16 protein-coding genes and 1 tRNA gene are annotated in these 18,185 nt (G+C 66.4%); 8 read left to right on the top strand and 9 right to left on the bottom strand.

What is annotated here, in order from left to right:
- Positions 1 to 291: 291 nt before the first annotated feature.
- From V5G24_RS18505 to V5G24_RS18495, 3 genes are all read right to left on the bottom strand, one after another.
- Positions 292 to 1,644 carry a ferredoxin reductase family protein gene (locus V5G24_RS18505; protein WP_394085689.1) on the bottom strand — a complete coding sequence of 451 codons (1,353 nt, stop codon included), beginning with the start codon at positions 1,642 to 1,644 and terminating at the stop codon, positions 292 to 294.
- A 554-nt stretch (positions 1,645 to 2,198) separates the two neighbouring features.
- Positions 2,199 to 2,273: transfer RNA gene (locus tag V5G24_RS18500), tRNA-Gly, on the bottom strand.
- 176 nt (positions 2,274 to 2,449) lie between these two features.
- On the bottom strand, positions 2,450 to 2,986 hold the full coding sequence (locus V5G24_RS18495; RefSeq protein WP_394085690.1) for a cupin domain-containing protein: 537 nt from the start codon (positions 2,984 to 2,986) through the stop codon (positions 2,450 to 2,452).
- A gap of 102 nt (positions 2,987 to 3,088) precedes the next feature.
- Between V5G24_RS18495 and ettA the strand changes: the two genes are divergently transcribed.
- The 4 genes from ettA to V5G24_RS18475 all read left to right on the top strand — a co-directional run bounded on the left by ettA (position 3,089) and on the right by V5G24_RS18475 (position 6,350).
- On the top strand, positions 3,089 to 4,744 hold the full coding sequence (ettA, locus tag V5G24_RS18490) for an energy-dependent translational throttle protein EttA (RefSeq protein WP_394085691.1): 1,656 nt from the start codon (positions 3,089 to 3,091) through the stop codon (positions 4,742 to 4,744).
- A gap of 178 nt (positions 4,745 to 4,922) precedes the next feature.
- Positions 4,923 to 5,144, top strand: a complete 222-nt coding sequence (locus V5G24_RS18485; protein WP_394085692.1) for a hypothetical protein — start codon at positions 4,923 to 4,925, stop codon at positions 5,142 to 5,144.
- A 46-nt stretch (positions 5,145 to 5,190) separates the two neighbouring features.
- The gene (gene tam / locus V5G24_RS18480) at positions 5,191 to 5,964 is read left to right on the top strand and encodes a trans-aconitate 2-methyltransferase (RefSeq protein WP_394085693.1); all 774 of its coding nucleotides are present in this window, start codon (positions 5,191 to 5,193) and stop codon (positions 5,962 to 5,964) included.
- Positions 5,965 to 6,032: 68 nt separating this feature from the next.
- Complete coding sequence (locus tag V5G24_RS18475; RefSeq protein ID WP_394085694.1) at positions 6,033 to 6,350, top strand: hypothetical protein; 318 nt, start codon at positions 6,033 to 6,035, stop codon at positions 6,348 to 6,350.
- Between the two features lie 315 nt (positions 6,351 to 6,665).
- Here the strand turns inward: V5G24_RS18475 and V5G24_RS18470 are convergent, their stop codons facing one another.
- From V5G24_RS18470 to V5G24_RS18460, 3 genes are read right to left on the bottom strand one after another with little or no spacing between them, the layout of a single operon-like run.
- On the bottom strand, positions 6,666 to 7,457 hold the full coding sequence (locus V5G24_RS18470) for a MetQ/NlpA family ABC transporter substrate-binding protein (RefSeq protein WP_394085695.1): 792 nt from the start codon (positions 7,455 to 7,457) through the stop codon (positions 6,666 to 6,668).
- Positions 7,458 to 7,483: 26 nt separating this feature from the next.
- Positions 7,484 to 8,164 carry a methionine ABC transporter permease gene (locus V5G24_RS18465; protein ID WP_394085696.1) on the bottom strand — a complete coding sequence of 227 codons (681 nt, stop codon included), beginning with the start codon at positions 8,162 to 8,164 and terminating at the stop codon, positions 7,484 to 7,486.
- Positions 8,154 to 9,233 carry a methionine ABC transporter ATP-binding protein gene (locus V5G24_RS18460; RefSeq protein WP_394085697.1) on the bottom strand — a complete coding sequence of 360 codons (1,080 nt, stop codon included), beginning with the start codon at positions 9,231 to 9,233 and terminating at the stop codon, positions 8,154 to 8,156. The genes V5G24_RS18465 and V5G24_RS18460 overlap by 11 nt, the downstream gene beginning before the upstream one ends.
- 476 nt (positions 9,234 to 9,709) lie before the next feature.
- Between V5G24_RS18460 and V5G24_RS18455 the strand changes: the two genes are divergently transcribed.
- Positions 9,710 to 10,003 (top strand): ArsR/SmtB family transcription factor, encoded by a 294-nt coding sequence (locus V5G24_RS18455; RefSeq protein ID WP_394085698.1) that lies wholly within the window; start codon positions 9,710 to 9,712, stop codon positions 10,001 to 10,003.
- 167 nt (positions 10,004 to 10,170) lie between these two features.
- Positions 10,171 to 10,920, top strand: a complete 750-nt coding sequence (locus V5G24_RS18450) for a glucose 1-dehydrogenase (protein WP_394085699.1) — start codon at positions 10,171 to 10,173, stop codon at positions 10,918 to 10,920.
- 63 nt (positions 10,921 to 10,983) lie between these two features.
- Here V5G24_RS18450 and V5G24_RS18445 read toward each other — a convergent pair whose 3' ends face one another.
- From V5G24_RS18445 to V5G24_RS18435, 3 genes are all read right to left on the bottom strand, one after another.
- Positions 10,984 to 14,166 carry an efflux RND transporter permease subunit gene (locus tag V5G24_RS18445; RefSeq protein WP_394085700.1) on the bottom strand — a complete coding sequence of 1,061 codons (3,183 nt, stop codon included), beginning with the start codon at positions 14,164 to 14,166 and terminating at the stop codon, positions 10,984 to 10,986.
- A gap of 5 nt (positions 14,167 to 14,171) precedes the next feature.
- Complete coding sequence (locus tag V5G24_RS18440; protein ID WP_394085701.1) at positions 14,172 to 15,413, bottom strand: efflux RND transporter periplasmic adaptor subunit; 1,242 nt, start codon at positions 15,411 to 15,413, stop codon at positions 14,172 to 14,174.
- A 98-nt stretch (positions 15,414 to 15,511) separates the two neighbouring features.
- A complete protein-coding gene (locus tag V5G24_RS18435) occupies positions 15,512 to 16,138 on the bottom strand; it encodes a TetR/AcrR family transcriptional regulator (protein WP_394085703.1) in 627 nt (208 codons plus the stop codon).
- Between the two features lie 429 nt (positions 16,139 to 16,567).
- Here V5G24_RS18435 and V5G24_RS18430 point away from each other — a divergent pair, with 429 nt between their 5' ends.
- Together V5G24_RS18430 and V5G24_RS18425 are read left to right on the top strand one after the other, a co-directional pair.
- Positions 16,568 to 17,278 (top strand): DUF3574 domain-containing protein, encoded by a 711-nt coding sequence (locus tag V5G24_RS18430; RefSeq protein ID WP_394085704.1) that lies wholly within the window; start codon positions 16,568 to 16,570, stop codon positions 17,276 to 17,278.
- Positions 17,279 to 17,498: 220 nt separating this feature from the next.
- Positions 17,499 to 18,182: a sulfate transporter family protein gene (locus tag V5G24_RS18425; protein WP_394085705.1), complete on the top strand. Its 684-nt coding sequence runs from the start codon at positions 17,499 to 17,501 to the stop codon at positions 18,180 to 18,182.
- The last annotated feature ends 3 nt before the right edge of the window (positions 18,183 to 18,185 follow it).

The following is an 18,185-nucleotide window of genomic DNA, read 5'->3' as shown; positions in this document are numbered from 1 at the left end:
CGGCGGCCCGGACGTATGCCCGCCGCCTCCGACGTGCTTTGTCGCGACCGGCCTGTCTCGTCGAGCCCGCTCGGCTAGGCGGATGTTGCCGGGAGTGGCGTCCGACTAATGGTCCCGCCACAGTCGCGCCGTTGACGAAGCGCGGCAGATGCGCGGGACCCTCCCCAACCGCAGCCGGAAGCATGTCTGCAGGCGGTGAGCCGTTGCCGCTGCGGGCGGAGCCGCGGTCAGCGGTTCTGCGCCCCGTCCGGGCTCCCGCCTCCGATTTGGACACAACAGGTTGAGCCAGCCTCACCGCATGTCGAAGAGCTCCTGATGGAGCCTCTGCTCCACGGGAAATCCCACGGTGGCAAAATCCCGCAGCAACGTCGCCCCGAAGCCGGCGGGACCGCAGAACCAGATGCTGGCCTCGCGCCAGTTCGGCACCGCCTCGCGGATGCGGGCGCCGGTCAACCGGCTGTCGCGCGCGCTGACCAGCAGGTGTAGGCGCACGTTGGCGGATCTTGCGTCTTCCCCGAGTTTGGCGAGCGCCCCTTCGTCCACATCGGAGGTGGCGTGGAAAAGGTCCACCGTCTGTCCTTCCTGCCAGTCGGGTGCCTCGCCGCGCAGGGCCATGTGCTTCATGCGCGCGATGAACGGGGTGATGCCGATGCCGCCGCCGATCCAGATCTGGCGGCGGCAGTCGTCGTCGAAGGTGAAGCAGCCGTATGGCCCCTCGACCCGCACCTCCTGGCCGACCTTGAGCCGCTCCTTCAGGCGGCTGGTGTGGTCGCCCAACTCCTTGGTAATGAACGTGATCTGTGGATGGTCCGGATGCCACCCCGAAGCAATGGTGTAGGGATGCGCGCCTTCGGAGGCATCTGACAGGGCGAAGGCGAACTGGCCCGCCCGATGCCCCGGCCAGCCGGCGGGCACATCAATGATGGTTTCGAGCACCTTCACCCCCGGGAAATAATTCAGCTCGGCAATCCGCCCCTTCACCTGGCGCGCGGCGCCGACCCGGCGCGCCAGCACCACGCCTGCGGCGAAGGTGCCGCCGGCCAGCAGCACCGCCATCACACCCCCGAGCGGCGTCATCCAGTCGGCGAAGTTCAGGAGCACCGCCGTGTGGAACACCAGCACCAGATAGGCAACAGCCAGCAGGCGGTGGGTCTTGTAGAACCAGCGGTAGGGAAAGATGCGGATCAGGGCCAGCGCGATCAGCGCCACGGCCGCGTAGAAGGCCCATTCGCCGATGCCCTCGGCGGTGCCGCGCAGGCTCGAAAGGAAGGCCTCCACCGGGTTCGCGATGGGAGGCCGTGGGCCGCGGGCGGGTCGCTCCAGCAGGCCCCAGCCCACAGCCCATTTCGGCCCCTGCGCCCACAGCCAATGGATGACGGCAGTGACAAGCGCCGTGATGCCGAGCCATTTGTGGAGGCGATACATCTTGTCGAGCCCGCCCATCCAGCGCTCGGGCCAGCGCGGGCGCAGGGCCAGCATCATCGCCACGCTCATGACGGCGATGGCAAGGACGCCGGTATATTGCGCCGCTGCCGCCCGCACCGCGAAGAAGCCGTTCAGTTGGAACAGCCCTGGCTCCGCTGCGATCCACAGGACGGACATGAAAGCGAGGATGCCGAAAAGCGCCAGCTTGATGTGTCGCATGTCTACGTTTCTCTCTCACGCCGCGACGAGGCGCCATCGACCTTGAACGGGTATCTCCATGGCGAAGAACACCCGAAAGTGGCGGATGCCGCATTGAGAGAACTCAAGAGGCAGGTTTTGCGCCCGCACCGCACCGCACCGCACCGCACCGCCCGCCGACACCAAATGGTCGCTTATGGCCACGTCGAATCAGGCAATGTGTAATGCGGGCTTGATGTCTGTGCGAGCGGCTCACTCCGCAGTGATGACATAGGCTGAAGTTTAGCCCCGCCAGCCCCTTGCGAGATGGCGACGGATGGGACCGCATCGGCCTCAACCCGCTTCTGTTTTGTTCAAGCTTCTGTTCCGAAGTCGGGAGCGGGCATTTTGACCGCAGAATAGGTCAGGCTCTCGCTTGCCCGCGGCGACGGAGAGCCGCCGAACGCCCGCCAGGACAGCCGGCGACTTTCGTCCCGATGCTTCCATTCCGCTTCCACGCCGCACAGCCGAGTGTAACGGAAGCAGAAAACGCCCCGAAGGGCGTTTGCTCGCTGTCTGATTTTATTGGGAAAATTTGGAGCGGGCGATGGGATTCGAACCCACGACCCCAACCTTGGCAAGGTTGTGCTCTACCCCTGAGCTACACCCGCATCCATCTGCCGTGGCGGTGTGCCGCCGGGCAGGTGCGTGTCTATGCCAAAACGAAATCGGGATTGCAACAGGCTTTCGCGGCGTTTCTGGCCGGCCTGGGGAAAAAACCGCGGGGCGGCGCTCTGGAGCGCCACACCACACCGCCAGCGAATAGCCAGCAAACCCTTTCGCCGGCTCATTCCTTGTGGATCGAGTCGATCCATTTGACGGCGGTAGGTTTTTCCACAGGCTCGATATCGAGGTTCACCACCACCGGCTCCTGGCCCGAGCGCACCAGCACGCATTCCAGCGTTTCGTCGGGCGAGGCGTTGATTTCCTGGTGCGGCACATAGGGCGGCACATAGATGAAATCGCCGGGGCCGGCTTCGGCGGTGAATTCCAGATGGTCGCCCCAGCGCATGCGCGCCTTGCCCTTGACCACGAAGATCACGCTTTCCAGATCGCCATGGTGATGCGCCCCGGTCTTGGCGTCGGGATGGATATGCACCGTGCCGGCCCAGAGCTTCTCGGCCCCGGCGCGCGCGCGATTGATGGCGGTGGCGCGGTTCATGCCGGGCGTCTGGGCGGTATTGGGATCGAGATTGTCGCCTGGAATCACCTTCACGCCCTTTGTGCGCCAGTCGATCCCGGGGGAGGGGATGGGCGTGTCGCCGGCCTTCTCGTCGTGGGTGTGGTCGCCGTGCGGGTGGGGATGGTCGTGCGGTCCGCCCATGTGCGTCTCCCTGGGATCTGCGACGGGCTTGTTGCCCGCGTCTTCACAGGAGGCTAGAACGACGGCAACTTTCCTGCATCCCTTTTCCGGAGCCGGTGGCGCATGGCGTCCTATCAATATGCCTATCACATGCATGGCCTCACCAAGGCCTATCCAGGCGGCAAGAAGGTGCTCGACAATGTGCACCTGTCTTTCTACCCGGACGCCAAGATCGGCGTGCTGGGCGCGAACGGTGCCGGTAAGTCCACCCTGCTGAAGATCATGGCCGGGATGGACAAGGACTTTTCCGGCGAGGCGCGCCCCGCGGAAGGCGTGCGCGTGGGCTATCTCGCCCAGGAGCCGCAGCTCGATCCCACCAAGAGCGTGCGCGAAAACGTCATGGACGGCGTGGCGAAGCAGAAGGCGATCCTCGATCGCTATAACGAGCTCGCCATGAATTATTCCGACGAGACGGCGGACGAGATGACCCGCCTTCAGGACGAGATCGAAGGCCAGGGCCTATGGGATCTCGACAGCAAGGTGGACCAGGCGATGGACGCGCTGCGCGTCCCCTCGGACGATGCGGAAGTCGCCAGCCTCTCGGGCGGCGAGCGGCGCCGCGTGGCGCTGTGCCGCCTGCTGCTGGAACAGCCGGAACTGCTCCTGCTCGACGAACCGACCAACCATCTGGACGCGGAAACCACCGCGTGGCTCGAAGGCCATCTGCGGTCCTATCCGGGCGCGATCCTGATCGTCACCCATGATCGCTACTTCCTCGACAATGTTACCGGCTGGATCCTGGAGCTGGATCGCGGCCGCGGCATTCCCTACGAGGGCAATTATTCCTCCTGGCTCGGGCAGAAGCAGAAGCGCCTGACCCAGGAAGGCCGCGAGGACGAGGCGCGCCAGCGCGCGCTCGCCCGCGAGCAGGAATGGATGGGCACCTCGCCCCGCGCCCGCCAGGCCAAGAGCAAGGCGCGTATCCAGCGTTATGAGGAATTGCTGGAGAAGGCCTCCGATCGCATGCCCTCGGCGACCCAGATCGTCATCCCCGTGGCCGAGCGGCTGGGACAGAACGTCATCGCCTTCGACCATCTCAACAAGGCGTTCGGCGATCGCCTGCTGATCGACGATCTGTCCTTCAAGCTGCCGCCGGGCGGCATCGTCGGCGTCATCGGGCCCAACGGCGCGGGCAAGACCACGCTGTTCCGCATGATCACCGGCCAGGAGCAGCCGGACGGCGGGTCGATCTCCATCGGCGAGTCGGTGAAGCTCGGCTATGTGGACCAGAGCCGCGACGCGCTGGACGACAAGAAGACCGTCTGGGAGGAAATCTCCGGCGGCAACGAGGTCATCTATGTCGGCAAGAAGGAAATTCCTTCGCGCGCTTATTGCGCGGCCTTCAATTTCAAGGGCGGCGACCAGCAGAAGAAGGTCGGCATGCTTTCGGGCGGCGAGCGCAACCGCGTGCATCTCGCCCGCACGCTCCAGCGCGGCGGCAATGTGCTGCTGCTCGACGAGCCGACCAACGATCTCGACGTGGAAACCCTGCGAGCCCTGGAAGAGGCGCTGGAAGATTATGCCGGCTGCGCCGTCATCATCTCGCATGATCGCTTCTTCCTGGATCGCATCGCCACCCACATGCTGGCCTTCGAGGGCGACAGCCATGTGGAATGGTTCGAGGGCAATTTCGCGGATTATGAGGAAGACAAGAAGCGGCGCCTCGGCATCGATTCCATCATCCCCAAGCGCATCCACTACAAGAAGTTCGGCCGCTGATCGGAGGGCGGGCGGTGCGCTGCCCGCTTTTACTCTTTCGGCGCGAGGGCCGGCCCGCCACTGCGGCGGGTGTTCTTTGCCGGTGTTCTTTGCCGGTGTTCTTGGCGGGTGCGGCACGGCATGGTAGAAATCCGACGGTACAGCAATAACCTCGTCCGAGGTTGAAAGCAGGATTTCGATGCCCGGCACGCGCAAGCGGACGAAGAATGCCGGCCAGCTCATGATCTGCGAAGGCAGCCCTGGCCAGGCGCCGGCCGATGCCTATGACGGGCAGGACGAGATGCTCCCGGAAGAGGACCGCGTGACCGAGGCCGAGCGCCGGGCACCCCGGCCGGACTGGTTGCCGCGGCAGACCAGAGCATCCAAGCCGCCCAAGAATTGGCGTGGCGGGTTTGGGTGAACGCGCCGCCTCCGGGCGGCTTTTCTTTGAGGCGCGGAGTGCTGCCATGGCCGAGGATTGGAACGCCCGCCAATATCTCAAGTTCGAGGATGAGCGCACCCGCCCGGCGCGGGATCTGCTGTCCCATGTGCCGCTCGCCGAGGCCGCCTTCGCCGTGGATCTCGGCTGCGGGCCGGGCAATTCCACCGAATTGGTGGCGCAGCGCTTTCCTGGCGCCGATGTGCTCGGCATCGATACCTCGCCCGCCATGCTGGAGGCTGCCCGCCAGCGCCTGCCCGGCGCGCGCTTTGCGGCGGGCGATGCATCCACGTTCACGCTCGATCGGCCGGCGGATCTGATCTTCGCCAATGCGGTGCTGCAATGGGTGCCGCACCACGCGCGCCTGTTTCCGCGCCTCCTCTCCCTGCTCGCGCCCGGCGGCGTGCTGGCGGTGCAGATGCCGGACAATCTCGACCAGCCGTCCCATGTTGCCATGCGCGAGACGGCTCTGGATGGGCCATGGGCGGGAAAGCTCGCGGAGGCGGTGGGCGCGCGCACCGAGCTGCCATCGGCGGGCGCGTATTACAACCTGCTGATCGCAGATACCGTGCAGGTCGATATCTGGCGCACCACTTATTATCACCCGCTCGACGGGCGTGGCGCGATCGTGGAATGGCTGAAATCCACCGGCCTGCGCCCGTTCCTCGACCCGCTGGACGCGGCGGAGCGGGTGGAATTTCTCGCCGCCTATCAGGCGCGCCTCGCGGCCGCCTATCCGCTGCGGGCGGACGGCAAGGCATTGCTCGCCTTCCCGCGCCTGTTTCTCATCGCCCGGCGCTGACGCAAGGTCGCGCCCTTGCCGCAAACGCCCTATAGGCTTTGCTCATTGATCCTTGAATGGAAAACGCCATGTCCGCGCCTCAGAACATGTCTGCGCCCCAGAACGAGCCGCTCACCGATTCCGTCACCTTGCCCAGCGGCGATGTGGTGATGACGCTGGACCGTTCGGTGGCGGTGGTTCTGCTGGATCTGATCTCCCGCATCACGTCCGATCCGGCGGAACAGGACGCGCGGGACGATCTGGAGCATCCCGCCGAACTGGCCGCGCTTTATGCGGTGCGTGGCGTGCTGGAAAATGCCTTGGGCGAGCCGCTTGCGGACAATTACGAGCAGCAGATCGACCAAGCGCGCACCGCCGTGCTCACGCGCCTCGAAGCCAACGCCTAAGGAGGCCCCTCTCCCCCTACGGGGAGAGGTCGGCCGCACAGCGGACGGGAGAGGGGGCGGCGTCGGGAAACCGCTCTTGTCCCTCACCCCAGCCCTCTCCCCGGCGGGGAGAGGGGGGTACGTGCGGGATATTGCGGAAAGACTGCGAAAGTCTTCTTCTTCCCACCCCTCTCATTCCCCACCTCTCCCCGCCGGGGAGAGGTCGACCGCGCAGCGGGCGGGTGAGGGGGCGGCGTCGGGAAACCGCTCTTGCCCCTCACCCCGGCCCTCTCCCCGACGGGGAGAGGGGGCGTATCGATCCAGGCTCTTAGAAGTTCACCAACTCGGCAGCACGGCGCCCTTGAAGGTGGTGAGGATGAAGTCCTTCACCTCGGGCGAGCGATAGCTTTCCACCAGGATCTTCACGAACGGCTTGTCCTTGTCCTGCGTGCGCACGGCGATGACATTGACATAAGGCCCCTTGGGGTCTTCGCGCAGGATCGGATCCTTCACCGGGTCGAGGCCGGCTTCCTTGGCATAATTGGTATTGATGCCGGCCGCGTCGACATCCGGCAGGGAGCGCGGGAGCTGGGCGGCGTCGATTTCGACGATCTTGAATTTCTTTTTGTTTTCAATGATATCCGCCACGCTCGGCTTAAAGCCGACGTCCGCGCGCAGCTTGATGTATCCCTTGTCCGCCAGCAGCAGCAGCACCCGCCCGCCATTGGTCGGATCATTGGGAATGGCGATGGTCGCGCCCACGGGCAGGTCGTCCAGACTCTTGAATTTCTTGGAATAAATGCCGATCGGGAAATTCACGGTCTGGGCCACCGAGACGATCTTATAGCCGCGATCCGTCACCTGATTGTCGAGATAGGGCTGGTGCTGGAACGAATTCGCCTGGATTTCGCCGGCATCCAGCGCCGTGTTCGGCACCACATAGTCGGAGAATTCGACGATTTTGATATCCAGGCCCTGCTTGGCGGCGATGGGCTTCACTGCTTCCAGGATCTGGGCATGGGGACCGGGGGTGACGCCCACCGAAATGGTCTCGGCAAAGGCGGCAGTGTTCGTCAGGACGAACGAAAGGGTGAGCGCGGTCGTGAACGCGCGGAAGCGAACTTTCATTGTCGGGGTCTCCTTGAAGGATGGGATCAGTCGCGCCGGTTGCGCTTGTCGAGGCGGCGGGCGAGCAGGTCGCCGAAGCTCTGCACCGCCTGCACCAGGAGGATCAGGACGATCACCACGGCGGCCATCACGTCGGGCATGAAGCGCTGGTAGCCGAAGCGGATGCCGAGATCGCCGAGGCCGCCGCCGCCCACCGCGCCCACCATGGCGGAATAGCCGAGCAGGCTCACCACCGCGAGGGTGAGGGCGAGGGTGATGGCGGGCAAAGCTTCCGGCAGAAGCACCTTGCCCACGATCTGGAGCGGGCTTGCCCCCATGGCGCGGGCGGCCTCCACCAGGCCCTGGTCCACCTCGCGGATCGCGGCCTCGATCAGCCGGGCGATGAACGGCGCCGCCGCCACCGTCAGCGGCACGATGGCCGCATTGGTGCCGATGGAGGTGCCGGCGATCAGCCGGGTGAAGGGGATGATCGCCACCACCAATATGATGAAGGGCGTGGAGCGCGCGGCATTCACCACCAGCCCGAGCGCGTGGTTCAGCACCGGCGCGGCGAATAATTCGCCGCTGCGGCTGGTGGCCAGGAACACGCCCAGCGGCAGACCGATGGCGGTGCCGATGAGGCCGGCGACGGCGACCATGTAGAGGGTCTGGCGGGTGGCATCGATCAGCAGATCGACGATGGCGGGGGGCAGGATTTCAGGAAACATAGCCAAGCACCTCCACGCCGAGGCCGAGCCCGGTGACGGCGGCCTGCACCGCCGCCACGGTCGCGATATCGCCCGGCACCGACACCACGATGACGCCGAACGGTTCGCCCGCGATGTCGTCCACCTGGGCCTGGATGATGTTCACATCGACGCCGAGCAGGCGCGAGACGCGCGACAGCACGGGGTCGGTCGCATGGGTGCCGGTGAACACGAGGCGCAGCACCGCTTGCGCCTCCCCGACGCGGACGGGTTTCAGCCGGTCCGCCACCTGGGCCGGCAGGGCGGCGCCGGTGATGGCGGAAATGAAGGCCTTGGTGGTCGCATGGCGGGGATGGGAGAAGATTTCGAACGTGCGGCCTTCTTCCACGATGCGCCCGCCGTCCAGCACCGCCACCCGGTTTGCCACCGCCTTGATGACCGCCATTTCGTGGGTGATCAGCAATACCGTGAGCTTGAGTTCGGCATTCACCTTGCGTAGCAAAGCGAGGATCTGGTTCGTGGTTTCCGGATCGAGGGCGGAGGTGGCTTCGTCCGAGAGCAGAACGCGCGGGCGGGTGGCGAGCGCGCGGGCGATGCCGACGCGCTGCTTCTGCCCGCCGGAGAGTTCGGCGGGATAGCGGTCGCGCTTGTCGGCGAGGCCCACCAGATCGAGCAAGGGTTCCACCCGCGCCTTGATCTCGCGGCGCGAGACGCCGGCGATTTCCAGCGGCAGGGCCACGTTCTCATAGGCCGTGCGGCGGGCCAGCAGGTTGAAATGCTGGAAGATCATGCCGATGGAGCGGCGCGCATCGCGCAGGCACTTTTCGGTCAGGGCGGTGATGTCGGTGCCGTCCACCACGACGCGCCCGGAGGTCGGCCGCTCCAGCCCGTTCACCAGGCGGATGAGGGTGGACTTGCCGGCACCCGAGCGGCCGATGACGCCGACGATCGCACCCTCGGGGACGGAAAGAGTCACATCCTCCAGCGCCGCCACCAGCGGCGTGCCCGCGCGGGCGGCATAGGTTTTTCCCACATGCGCGAAGCCGATGACGGCGCGGCGAGCGGGGTCTGGTATGAAGGGGTGTTGCACGGGCGCGGGCCTTCCCGAAGGGTCGGCTTGCTGTGCCGATGCGGCAAGAATAGGCAGGATGGCGGTCACGATCATCTCCGGCTTTCGTCGGCGGTGAACGCAAAGGCGCGTTCGTCCTGGCGGTCCATTTCAGGGCGCAGGCAACCGACGGCTGGAAGGGAATTTCGGGCGGCAAAAGGCGCGGCGCTCAAATCGGGCCGCAGTCACATTCGCATACACAGGCAGCGCATCATGGCCGCACCCATCGTTGGTGTTTCCCTGGCCGCAACATCGTTCGTTTTGGCGAACAAGTCAAGGCGCCTGAAATGAATGTGAATTAGATTTTCGACGCCCTGTTTCGGAGGTATCATGCGCCGGATGGCCGGGCGCATGCCGCAAGGGCGAGGCGCGCGGCGTTGTCAAAGCGCGGTGCCGACCACATATTGAGCCTCGCGGCGGCCATGTGAGGGTCCATCGCGCATATGAGTTTTGAGATCATGTCGGCAGCGGAACCCATTCATCTGAGCGAGAAGCAGTTTGCTCAGATCGCCCGCGCCCTGGCGGAGCCGCGCCGCTACCAGATCCTCAAGGAGATCGGCGCCGCAGGCGCGCATCTCGCGTGCAGTGCCCTGGCGGAGTGCCATGCGGTGAGCGCCGCGACCATTTCCCACCATGTGAAAGAGCTTGAGACCGCCGGCCTCGTGGACATCGTGCGTGAAGGCAAGTTCGCCAAGCTCGTGCTGCGCCGTGATGTGCTGGGCGCCTATCTCGAGCAGCTTTCCCGGATCTGAGACCGCCCGCGAAGGCATCGCGTGCCTTCGTGCGCCCCCTCACAAGTCCCCCTGGCAAGCCCCCCTGGCAAGCCCCCCTTGCAACGCCGGCTGGGCTACCCATCTACGCCCCACATCAATTAGATATTTATCTAATTATCGAACTATGTTCCGTTGGGAGAGATGAGATGGGCAAGCTTTCAGGCAAGGTCGCGGTGGTCACCGGGGCCTCCAAGGGTATCGGCGCCGCCATCGCGAAAAGCCTTGCGGGCGAAGGGGCCGCTGTGGCGGTGAACTATGCTTCCAGCAAGGACGGCGCGGAGCGCGTGGTCGCGGAGATCACCGCCGCCGGCGGCAAGGCGATCGCGGTTCAGGGCGATGTGGCGAAGGCCGCCAACGTGGCGCGCCTGTTCGCTGAAACCAAGGCCGCGTTCGGCGGGCTGGATATTCTCGTGAACAATGCCGGGATCTACACTTTCGCGCCGATCGAGGAGGTGAACGAGGAGCACTTCCATCGCCAGTTCGATACCAATGTGCTCGGCCTGCTGCTGGCGACCCGGGAGGCGGTCAAGCACTTCCCCGCCGAGGGCGGCAGCATCATCAATATTTCCTCGGCGGCGACCGCGGTCTCGCTGCCGACCTCGTCGGTCTATACCGCCACCAAGGCGGCCGTGGACGCCATTACGCGCGTGCTCGCCAACGAACTCGGCCCGCGCCAGATCCGTGTCAACACCATCAGCCCCGGCGGGGTGGATACGGAAGGCACGCGGGCCATTGGGATTAATGGCAGCGACATGGAAAAGCAGCTGATCGCCAAGACCCCGCTCGGGCGCGGCGGCCAGCCGGAGGATATCGCGCGCGTGGCGACGTTCCTCGCCTCCGCCGATGCCGGCTGGCTCACCGGCGAGATCATCTTCGCCTCGGGCGGCCTGCGCTGAGCGCAGACGTCCCGGCGCAGGCGCGCTCCGGCCGTTTTCCCCTTCCGGCCGGGGCGCGCGGTGTCATTCGGCCGCGCGGGGGAAGGGCAGGCGCTTCTGCCCGCCCTGCGCGTCCGATCCTTCCGCGTCCGGTCCCTGCGCGTCCTGATCATGCCCGGGATGCTCGTCCCGCTTGCCGACGAACCGGCCGAACAGGCGGCCCAGGATGTGGCTGAAATCGTCCATCACCGAGAACACCGCCGGCACGAACACCAGCGACAGCACGGTGGAGGCGATCAGCCCGCCGATCACCGCGATCGCCATGGGCGCGCGGAACGATCCGCCTTCGCCGAGCGCCAGCGCGGACGGCAGCATGCCCGCCGCCATGGCGATGGTGGTCATGACGATGGGCTGGGCGCGCTTGCGCCCGGATTCAATCAGCGCGGTGGTGCGGTCCATGCCCTTGGCGATGGATTCGATGGCGAAATCCACCAGCAGGATGGCGTTCTTGGTCACGATGCCCATCAGCATCAGGAAACCGATCACCACCGGCAGCGAGATGGAATTGCCCGTCAGCAGCAGAGCGATGAACGCTCCACCGACGGAGAGCGGCAGCGCCACCAGGATGGTGATGGGCTGAAGCACGTCCTGGAACAGCAGCACCAGCACCGCGAGCACCAGCATCACGCCGGCGGCGATGGCGAGGGCGAAGCCGGAGAACACCTCACCCATGATCTCGGCATCGCCGGATTCCATCAGGGCGACGCCCTGCGGCAGGTTCTTCGCGGCCGGCAGCGCGCGCACCGCCTCGATGGCGGCGCCGAGCGGGGTTTCCCCCACCAGATCCGCTTCCACGGCCACTCGGCGCGCGCGGTCGTAGCGGTCGAGCGAGGTCGGGCCCTTGCCGAAGCTCACGTCCGCCACGGAGGAGAGCGGCACCGAGACGCCGGGCTTGGAGGTCGGCACCTTGAGCGCGTCGAAGGTGGCGAGCTTGGCGCGCGCCCTCTCGTCCATCTGCACGCGGATGTCGATCTGGCGGTCCTTTGCGGAGAATTTCGCGAGGTTCGCGGCGATGTCGCCGATGGTGGCGATGCGCACCGTCTCGGCGATGGTATCCACCGAGACGCCGAGCTGCGCCGCCTGGTCCAGCTTCGGCACGATGCGGATTTCCGGCCGGTCGAGCGCAGCGCTGGAGACCACGTTGGCGAGGGTCGGCACGTGGTCGCGCACTTCTTTTTCGAGCTTCAGCGCCGCCTGTTCCACCGCCTCGCCGTCATTGCCGGAAAGGATCATGGAGAAGCCGCGCTGTGCCGCCTGCCCGTTGGGGCTCCAGGTGAAGCGCATGTCAGGCAACGCCGCCAGATCGTCGTGCAGGCGGGTTTCGAAGGTCTTCTGGTCGACGCTGCGCTCATGGCGCGGCTTGAGATTGACCACGATCGTCGCCTTGCGCACCTCGCTCGCCATCATCGCCATGCCGCCCTGTCCGCCGGTGCCGGCGGTGGCATAGACGCTCGCCACCTCCGGCTGCTTCAGCAGGTCGGCCGTGATCCGGTCGGAGACCGCCTGGGTTTCGGCGATCGTGGTGCCCGGCGGCATCTCGATGGAGAGCATGGAGCGCGAGATGTCGTTGGTCGGCAGGAAGCCCGAGGGCAGCAGGGTGGACAGGAAAATGGTCCCGGCGAACACGCCGAAGCCCATGGCGATGGTGACGAAGCGGTGGCGCACCGACCAGCCCAGCAGGCGCACGTAATGGCGCATGATGAAGCCGTCGCCGGTTTCCCGGTGGCCGTGGTCACGCAGGAAATAGGCCGCCATCAGCGGCGTGATCAGCCGCGCCACCGCGAGCGAGAACAGCACCGCCACCGCCACAGTGATGCCGAACTGCTTGAAATATTGCCCGGCAATGCCGCCCATGAAGGACACCGGCACGAACACGGCGGCGATGGTGAGGGTGGTCGCCACCACCGCGAGGCCGATTTCGTCCGCCGCCTCGATGGCCGCGCGATAGGGGGATTTCCCCTGTCGCATGTGGCGCACGATGTTTTCGATCTCGACGATGGCGTCGTCCACCAGGATGCCGGTGACCAGCGTGATGGCGAGCAGGCTCACCGCGTTCAGCGAAAAGCCGAGCGCGTCCATCACCCAGAAGGTTGGCAGGATGGACAGCGGGATGGCGAGCGTGGTGATGAGCGTCGCGCGCCAGTCGCGCAGGAACAAGAACACCACGATCACCGCCAGGATCGCGCCTTCGATCAGCGTGTGCATGGCGGATTCATAATCCGCCTTGGTGTAGCGCACCGTGGTGTCGATCATGGTGATGGACACGTCGGGATGCGCCGCGAGCAGCTTCTTCACCTCCGCCTCGGTGCGGTCATAGACCACCACGTCGGAGAAGCCCTTGGCGCGATAGACGCCGAAAGCCACCACCGGCCGCCCGTCGAGGCGCGCGAACACGCGCTGCTCCGCCGCCCCGTCGGTCACGGTGCCGAGATCCTTCAGCCGCACATAGCGCCCGTTGGAGAGCACGATGCGGGTCTCGGCGAGATCGTCCACGCTGGCGGCGCCGGCGAGCGTGCGGATGGATTGCTCCTGCGTGCCGACTTCCCCGCGCCCGCCCGAGACGTCGAGATTGGTGGCGCGCAACTGGCGCGAGACCTCCGCCGCCGTGATGCCGAGCGACATCAGCCGGTCGGGATCGAGCGCGACGCGGATTTCACGGTCCACTCCGCCTTCGCGCTTCACTTGCGCGACGCCGCGAATGCCCTGGAGCGTGCGGGCGACGGTATCATCCACGAACCAGGAGAGTTCCTCCGCATTCATGGTGGGCGAGGCGACCGCATAAGTGACGATGGGCAGGCCCTCGATGTCCACCCGCTGGATCAGCGGCTCCTCGATCGCCTGGGGCAGTTCGGTGCGGATCTTGGTGACGGCGTCGCGGGTGTCGTTCACCGCCCGGTCCACCGCCGTTTCCAGATGGAATTCGATGGTGGTGACGGAGGAGCCTTCCGACAGCGAGGAGGTGATGTGCTTCACCCCCGAAACGCCGGCGACCGCATTCTCCACCTTCTTGGTGATCTGGGTTTCCAATTCGCTCGGCGCAGCGCCGGGCTGGGAGATGGAGACCATGACGATGGGCACGTCGATGTTCGGCATCTGCGTCACCGGCAGCGAGCGGAAATGCACGATGCCGAGCGCGGTGAGCACCACAAACAGGACGAGGGAGGGGATGGGCTTGCGGATCGCCCAGGCGGAGATATTGAGGGCCATGGTGCTTACTTGGCTCCCGCGGTGCGGTCCGCTTCGACGGCGGTGACGCGATCGCCCTCGCGCAGGAAGCCGCCCGCGCGCACGACCACCAGATCCTCGGCGCCGACGCCGGAGACGAGTTCGATGCGGCCCTCGCCCTTCAGGCCCGGCTCGACGCGACGCTCGGCCACGATCCCATCCTTCACCACCAGCACATAGGCGCCCTTGGCGTCGAACATGACGGCCGACTGCGGCACGGCGAGCCCCTCGCGGCGGGCGATCTCGATCAGGCCCCGCCCATAGGTGCCAGGACGCAGGCGATCATCATGGGCGAGCGCGATCTCCACCTTGCCGAGCCGGGTCGACTTGTCGATCTGGGCGGAGATGAGGCGCACCTTGCCGCTCAGCGGCGCGGAAAAGCCGGCGGGCGTGACGGCGACGCTCTGCCCCACCTGCATGCGCGGCATGGCGGATTCCGGCACTTCGGCATCAAGATCGATGGCGCCGTCGCGGGCGATGCGGAACAGCGGCTCCGACTTGGTGGACAAGACGATGGCGCCGATGCGGGCGTCGCGCGCCAGCACCACGCCGGCGGCGGGGGCCTTTACCTCGGTGCGGGTGAGCTTCAGCGCGATCTCGGAGCGCTGCGCTTCCACCAGGCCGGCATCGGCCTCGCTCGCGGCGAGGGCTTCGCGGGTGGCCGCGACCTGGGCGCTCGCCACCTTCACGGCGCGCTCGCGCTCGTCCAGGGTCTCCTGCGAGACCACGCCGGTCTTGCGCAGCTGGCGCGAGCGTTCCACGGCGGAGGTCGCTTCCGCTTCCTGCGCCAGCATCTGGTCGAGATTGGCCCGCTGCTGCGCGATGGCGGCCTTGGCCTTGGCGCGGTTGGCGGTGTTCTGGGCGAGCTGGGTTTCCAGCACCTCGCGGTTGAGCCGCGCCAGCACCTGGCCCTGCTTCACCCGGTCGCCCACCTCGGCGAGGATCTCGGTGAGGCGATAGCCCTCGATCTCCGGGCCCACCTGGATCTCCTCGCGGGCGATCAGGGAGCCGGTGACCAGCAGGGTTTCCACCATCTCCCGCTTCTCGGGATGGGTGACGCTGACGGTCAGGCCCTTCACGGCCTCGGCGGCCGGCGCCTCGGCCAGCGCCGGGGGGATGAACTGGGGTGCCACGAGTGCGCCGGCGAACAGCGCGCCCACGAGCAGGCGATGCGGCAGCGCTGGGCGCCTGGAAGTGTTCAGCGGGGCACTGCGGGCGAGGCGGGGCATGGGGTGGTCGGTCTTTCTGTGTCCAGGCACGGGCGCGTCGGTGAGTCGGGGCATCCGCGCCGGCGCATGACGATAGGGAAAATGCGGCAAGCTGATGCTCATGGCGGGGGGGATTTCGTTTCCGGCGACAGCATGCGCCGCACCAGGGTGGCGAAGGCGGGCAGGCGATCCGACAGATTCCATTGCGGATGCAATTGATTGTGCAGGATCATCCCGTCGCCCATCACCTTCAGCAGCATCACCAGCGTGTCGGCATCGATCTCCGGATCGATTTCGCCCCGCGCCATGCCAGACACCAACGCCGCGCGCAGCAGCACGTGGCTCTCTTCTTCCACCGGCTCCAGCGCCTCGCGCAGCTTCTCGTTGCGGATCGCCTCGGCCATGATTTCCGGGCCGAGCTTGGCGCAATCCAAGCTGTCCTTGGAGAGCAAAGCGGCGATGCATTCGGTCAGCCCGTCGATCAGGCTCGGCGCCTGGTCGAGGAATTCGAACAGCTTGGCCCGCTCCGCGCTCTCGCCCTCGACGATGGCGCCGATGATGGATTCCTTGGAGGGAAAATAGCGATAGAGCGCGCCGGGACTCATGCCCGCCTCGGCGCAGATTTTCTGCATGGAGGTGCCGTGGAAACCGTCGCGGGCAAAGCATTGCACGGCGGCGGTGAGGATACGTTTTTGCTGCTCGGAGCGATGATCGAGCACGGAAACATCGGGGGCACCCAGGGCCATGGAACCTCAGGGGATGAGAATGAATATTCGCTCTCAGCATGGCGAGAACCCCGCCTCAGGTCAAGAGCGAATGTTCGTTCTCATTATTCCAGTGAGAAAATCCGCGGCAGGTCCGCGCCGGACGGTGCGTGCGAAGCGGAACCGGGAAGGCTGTGTGCAGGCAGAAGGCGGGCGCGGGGCGGGTCGCGCATGTGCGCACGCGGGGCTTGTATGCGGCGACCCGCCCAGCGCAGGTTGCCCGGCTGGTCGGGAACGGATCTTATGCGATCCACGCGCGGCGGATTCGCGGTCAGATCCGGGATGTCATGTGCTGACCGTGGAGGCGTGCGAACCTTGGGGGTGAGCCGTCGGCCGCGATCAGGCCGACCCCGCGCACCGCCGCGTGAAACCGGGTAGGTCCCGGATCGGAAAACAATTGGGGGAGTGAAGATGCGCGCGCCGATAGTGCTTTCCTTGCTGCTGGCGAGCCTGCTCGCCGGCCCGGCGCGCGCGCAGGACAATGCGGTCTCCGCGCCCGGCTGGCAGCCCACGCCCTGGGCCGACAGCGTGTTCCTGGAAAGCCAATTGTTCTTCAACCTCAACACGCCGGACGGACGTGGGGTGAGCGAGCAGCAATGGGTGCAGTTCGTCGCCGAAGTGGTCGCGCCGCGCTTTCCCGGCGGGCTGACGGTGCTGGAGGCACAGGGCCTCGCCGCCGCGCCCGTGCCCGCGCCCGTGCCCGCGCCATCGCCCGCGCCGGCAGCGACACCGGCCGCCTCGGGCGGAGCCTCGACCTCGGCCGCCCCGGCTTCCGCGTCCACGTCCCGCGCGTCCACGTCCCCCGCCTCGCCCGCACCCCAGACGGGCAAGGGCACGCCGGCCGGCAATGGCACGTCCGCAAGCAATGGCGCATCCACGAGCAATGGCCCGGCCGCCGGCACGGCTTCGACCGCTTCGGCCGCGCCGGATCCGGCGCCCGGCGCCCTGTCCGCCGCCGCCGCGCTGGCGCTCTCGCGGCCCGGCACGCGCCTGCTGCTGATCGTCCATCCCAACACGCCCGATGCCAGCGCAAAGCTCGGCGAGATCAAGGCCGCCTATATCCAGCGGTTCGGGCAGCGGCGCGTGTTCCACGTGGATTTCCCGGTGCGGGTCAATCCATAGAGCCGGATCTGCCCATCTTGAATCGCCCAAGGCGATTCAAGATGGGCAGTGAATCCGCCTCTATTCAATAAGTTAGAGGGCGATTCACTGCCCATATGGAACCACCGAGTGGTTCCATATGGGCAGATCGCGCTCGAGTTCGCGCTTGAAACACCCTTGAGGCGCGCGGCGGCGCACCCTACGTGAGAGGCGACGTTCCTTTTCCCCAGCGAGGCCCTTCATGTTCGCCGCCGCCTTCACCGCATTCGGGCAGGTGTTCTCGCCGCTCCTGCGCGGCGTTCTGTTCAGGTCGGTGCTGTTGGCGCTGGGGGTGCTGGCGGTGATGGGCATCGCTTTGTTCGCGGCGGTGGAATATCTCGCCCAGCTGCCCTATCCCTGGCTCGACACCACGCTCGCGATCATCACCGGCCTCGGCCTCGTGTTCGGCATCGTCTATCTCGTGCCGGCCGCGTCCTCGCTGGTCGCCGGCCTGTTCGTGGACGAGGTGGCGGAGAAGGTGGAGCGGGCGAGCTATCCCGACGATCCCCTGGGCACGCCCCAGCCGCTCGCGACCTCGCTTTATTATTCGGCGCGCTTCTTCGTGCTGGTGCTGGCGGTGAACATGCTGGCGCTGCTGCTGCTGCTGGTGCCGGGGGTCAATCTCATCGCCTTCTTCCTGGCCAATGCCTATCTGCTCAGCCGGGAATATTTCGAGATGGCGGCCATGCGCTTTTCCTCGCCCGCCCAGGCCCGCGCGCTGCGGCAGGCGAACGCCACCAGCATCTTCATCGCCGGCCTGCTGATGACGCCGCTGCTGATGGTGCCGATCCTCAACCTGATCATGCCGGTGTTCGGCACCGCCTTCATGGTGCACCTCCACAAGCGGCTGAAGATGGTGCCGACGCATAAGCTGATCGAGGCCTGAGGC

It is taken from the genome of Roseixanthobacter finlandensis (genome assembly GCF_043195105.2).
In the GTDB taxonomy this organism is placed as follows: domain Bacteria; phylum Pseudomonadota; class Alphaproteobacteria; order Rhizobiales; family Xanthobacteraceae; genus NCEH01.
The sequence above is the reverse complement of the archived record's forward strand: the minus strand, read 5'-3'. Positions and strand labels throughout refer to the sequence as shown.

What these genes read in the sequence shown, in the direction of transcription:
- V5G24_RS18445 (WP_394085700.1), bottom strand. Translation starts at nt 14,166, where the DNA reads ATGGCCCTCAATATCTCCGCCTGGGCGATCCGCAAGCCCATCCCCTCC.
- V5G24_RS18485 (WP_394085692.1), top strand. Translation starts at nt 4,923, where the DNA reads ATGCCCGGCACGCGCAAGCGGACGAAGAATGCCGGCCAGCTCATGATC.
- V5G24_RS18425 (WP_394085705.1), top strand. Translation starts at nt 17,499, where the DNA reads ATGTTCGCCGCCGCCTTCACCGCATTCGGGCAGGTGTTCTCGCCGCTC.
- V5G24_RS18470 (WP_394085695.1), bottom strand. Translation starts at nt 7,457, where the DNA reads ATGAAAGTTCGCTTCCGCGCGTTCACGACCGCGCTCACCCTTTCGTTC.
- V5G24_RS18440 (WP_394085701.1), bottom strand. Translation starts at nt 15,413, where the DNA reads ATGCCCCGCCTCGCCCGCAGTGCCCCGCTGAACACTTCCAGGCGCCCA.
- V5G24_RS18430 (WP_394085704.1), top strand. Translation starts at nt 16,568, where the DNA reads ATGCGCGCGCCGATAGTGCTTTCCTTGCTGCTGGCGAGCCTGCTCGCC.
- tam (WP_394085693.1), top strand. Translation starts at nt 5,191, where the DNA reads ATGGCCGAGGATTGGAACGCCCGCCAATATCTCAAGTTCGAGGATGAG.
- V5G24_RS18435 (WP_394085703.1), bottom strand. Translation starts at nt 16,138, where the DNA reads ATGGCCCTGGGTGCCCCCGATGTTTCCGTGCTCGATCATCGCTCCGAG.
- V5G24_RS18475 (WP_394085694.1), top strand. Translation starts at nt 6,033, where the DNA reads ATGTCCGCGCCTCAGAACATGTCTGCGCCCCAGAACGAGCCGCTCACC.
- ettA (WP_394085691.1), top strand. Translation starts at nt 3,089, where the DNA reads ATGGCGTCCTATCAATATGCCTATCACATGCATGGCCTCACCAAGGCC.
- V5G24_RS18455 (WP_394085698.1), top strand. Translation starts at nt 9,710, where the DNA reads ATGTCGGCAGCGGAACCCATTCATCTGAGCGAGAAGCAGTTTGCTCAG.
- V5G24_RS18450 (WP_394085699.1), top strand. Translation starts at nt 10,171, where the DNA reads ATGGGCAAGCTTTCAGGCAAGGTCGCGGTGGTCACCGGGGCCTCCAAG.
- V5G24_RS18465 (WP_394085696.1), bottom strand. Translation starts at nt 8,164, where the DNA reads ATGTTTCCTGAAATCCTGCCCCCCGCCATCGTCGATCTGCTGATCGAT.
- V5G24_RS18505 (WP_394085689.1), bottom strand. Translation starts at nt 1,644, where the DNA reads ATGCGACACATCAAGCTGGCGCTTTTCGGCATCCTCGCTTTCATGTCC.
- V5G24_RS18495 (WP_394085690.1), bottom strand. Translation starts at nt 2,986, where the DNA reads ATGGGCGGACCGCACGACCATCCCCACCCGCACGGCGACCACACCCAC.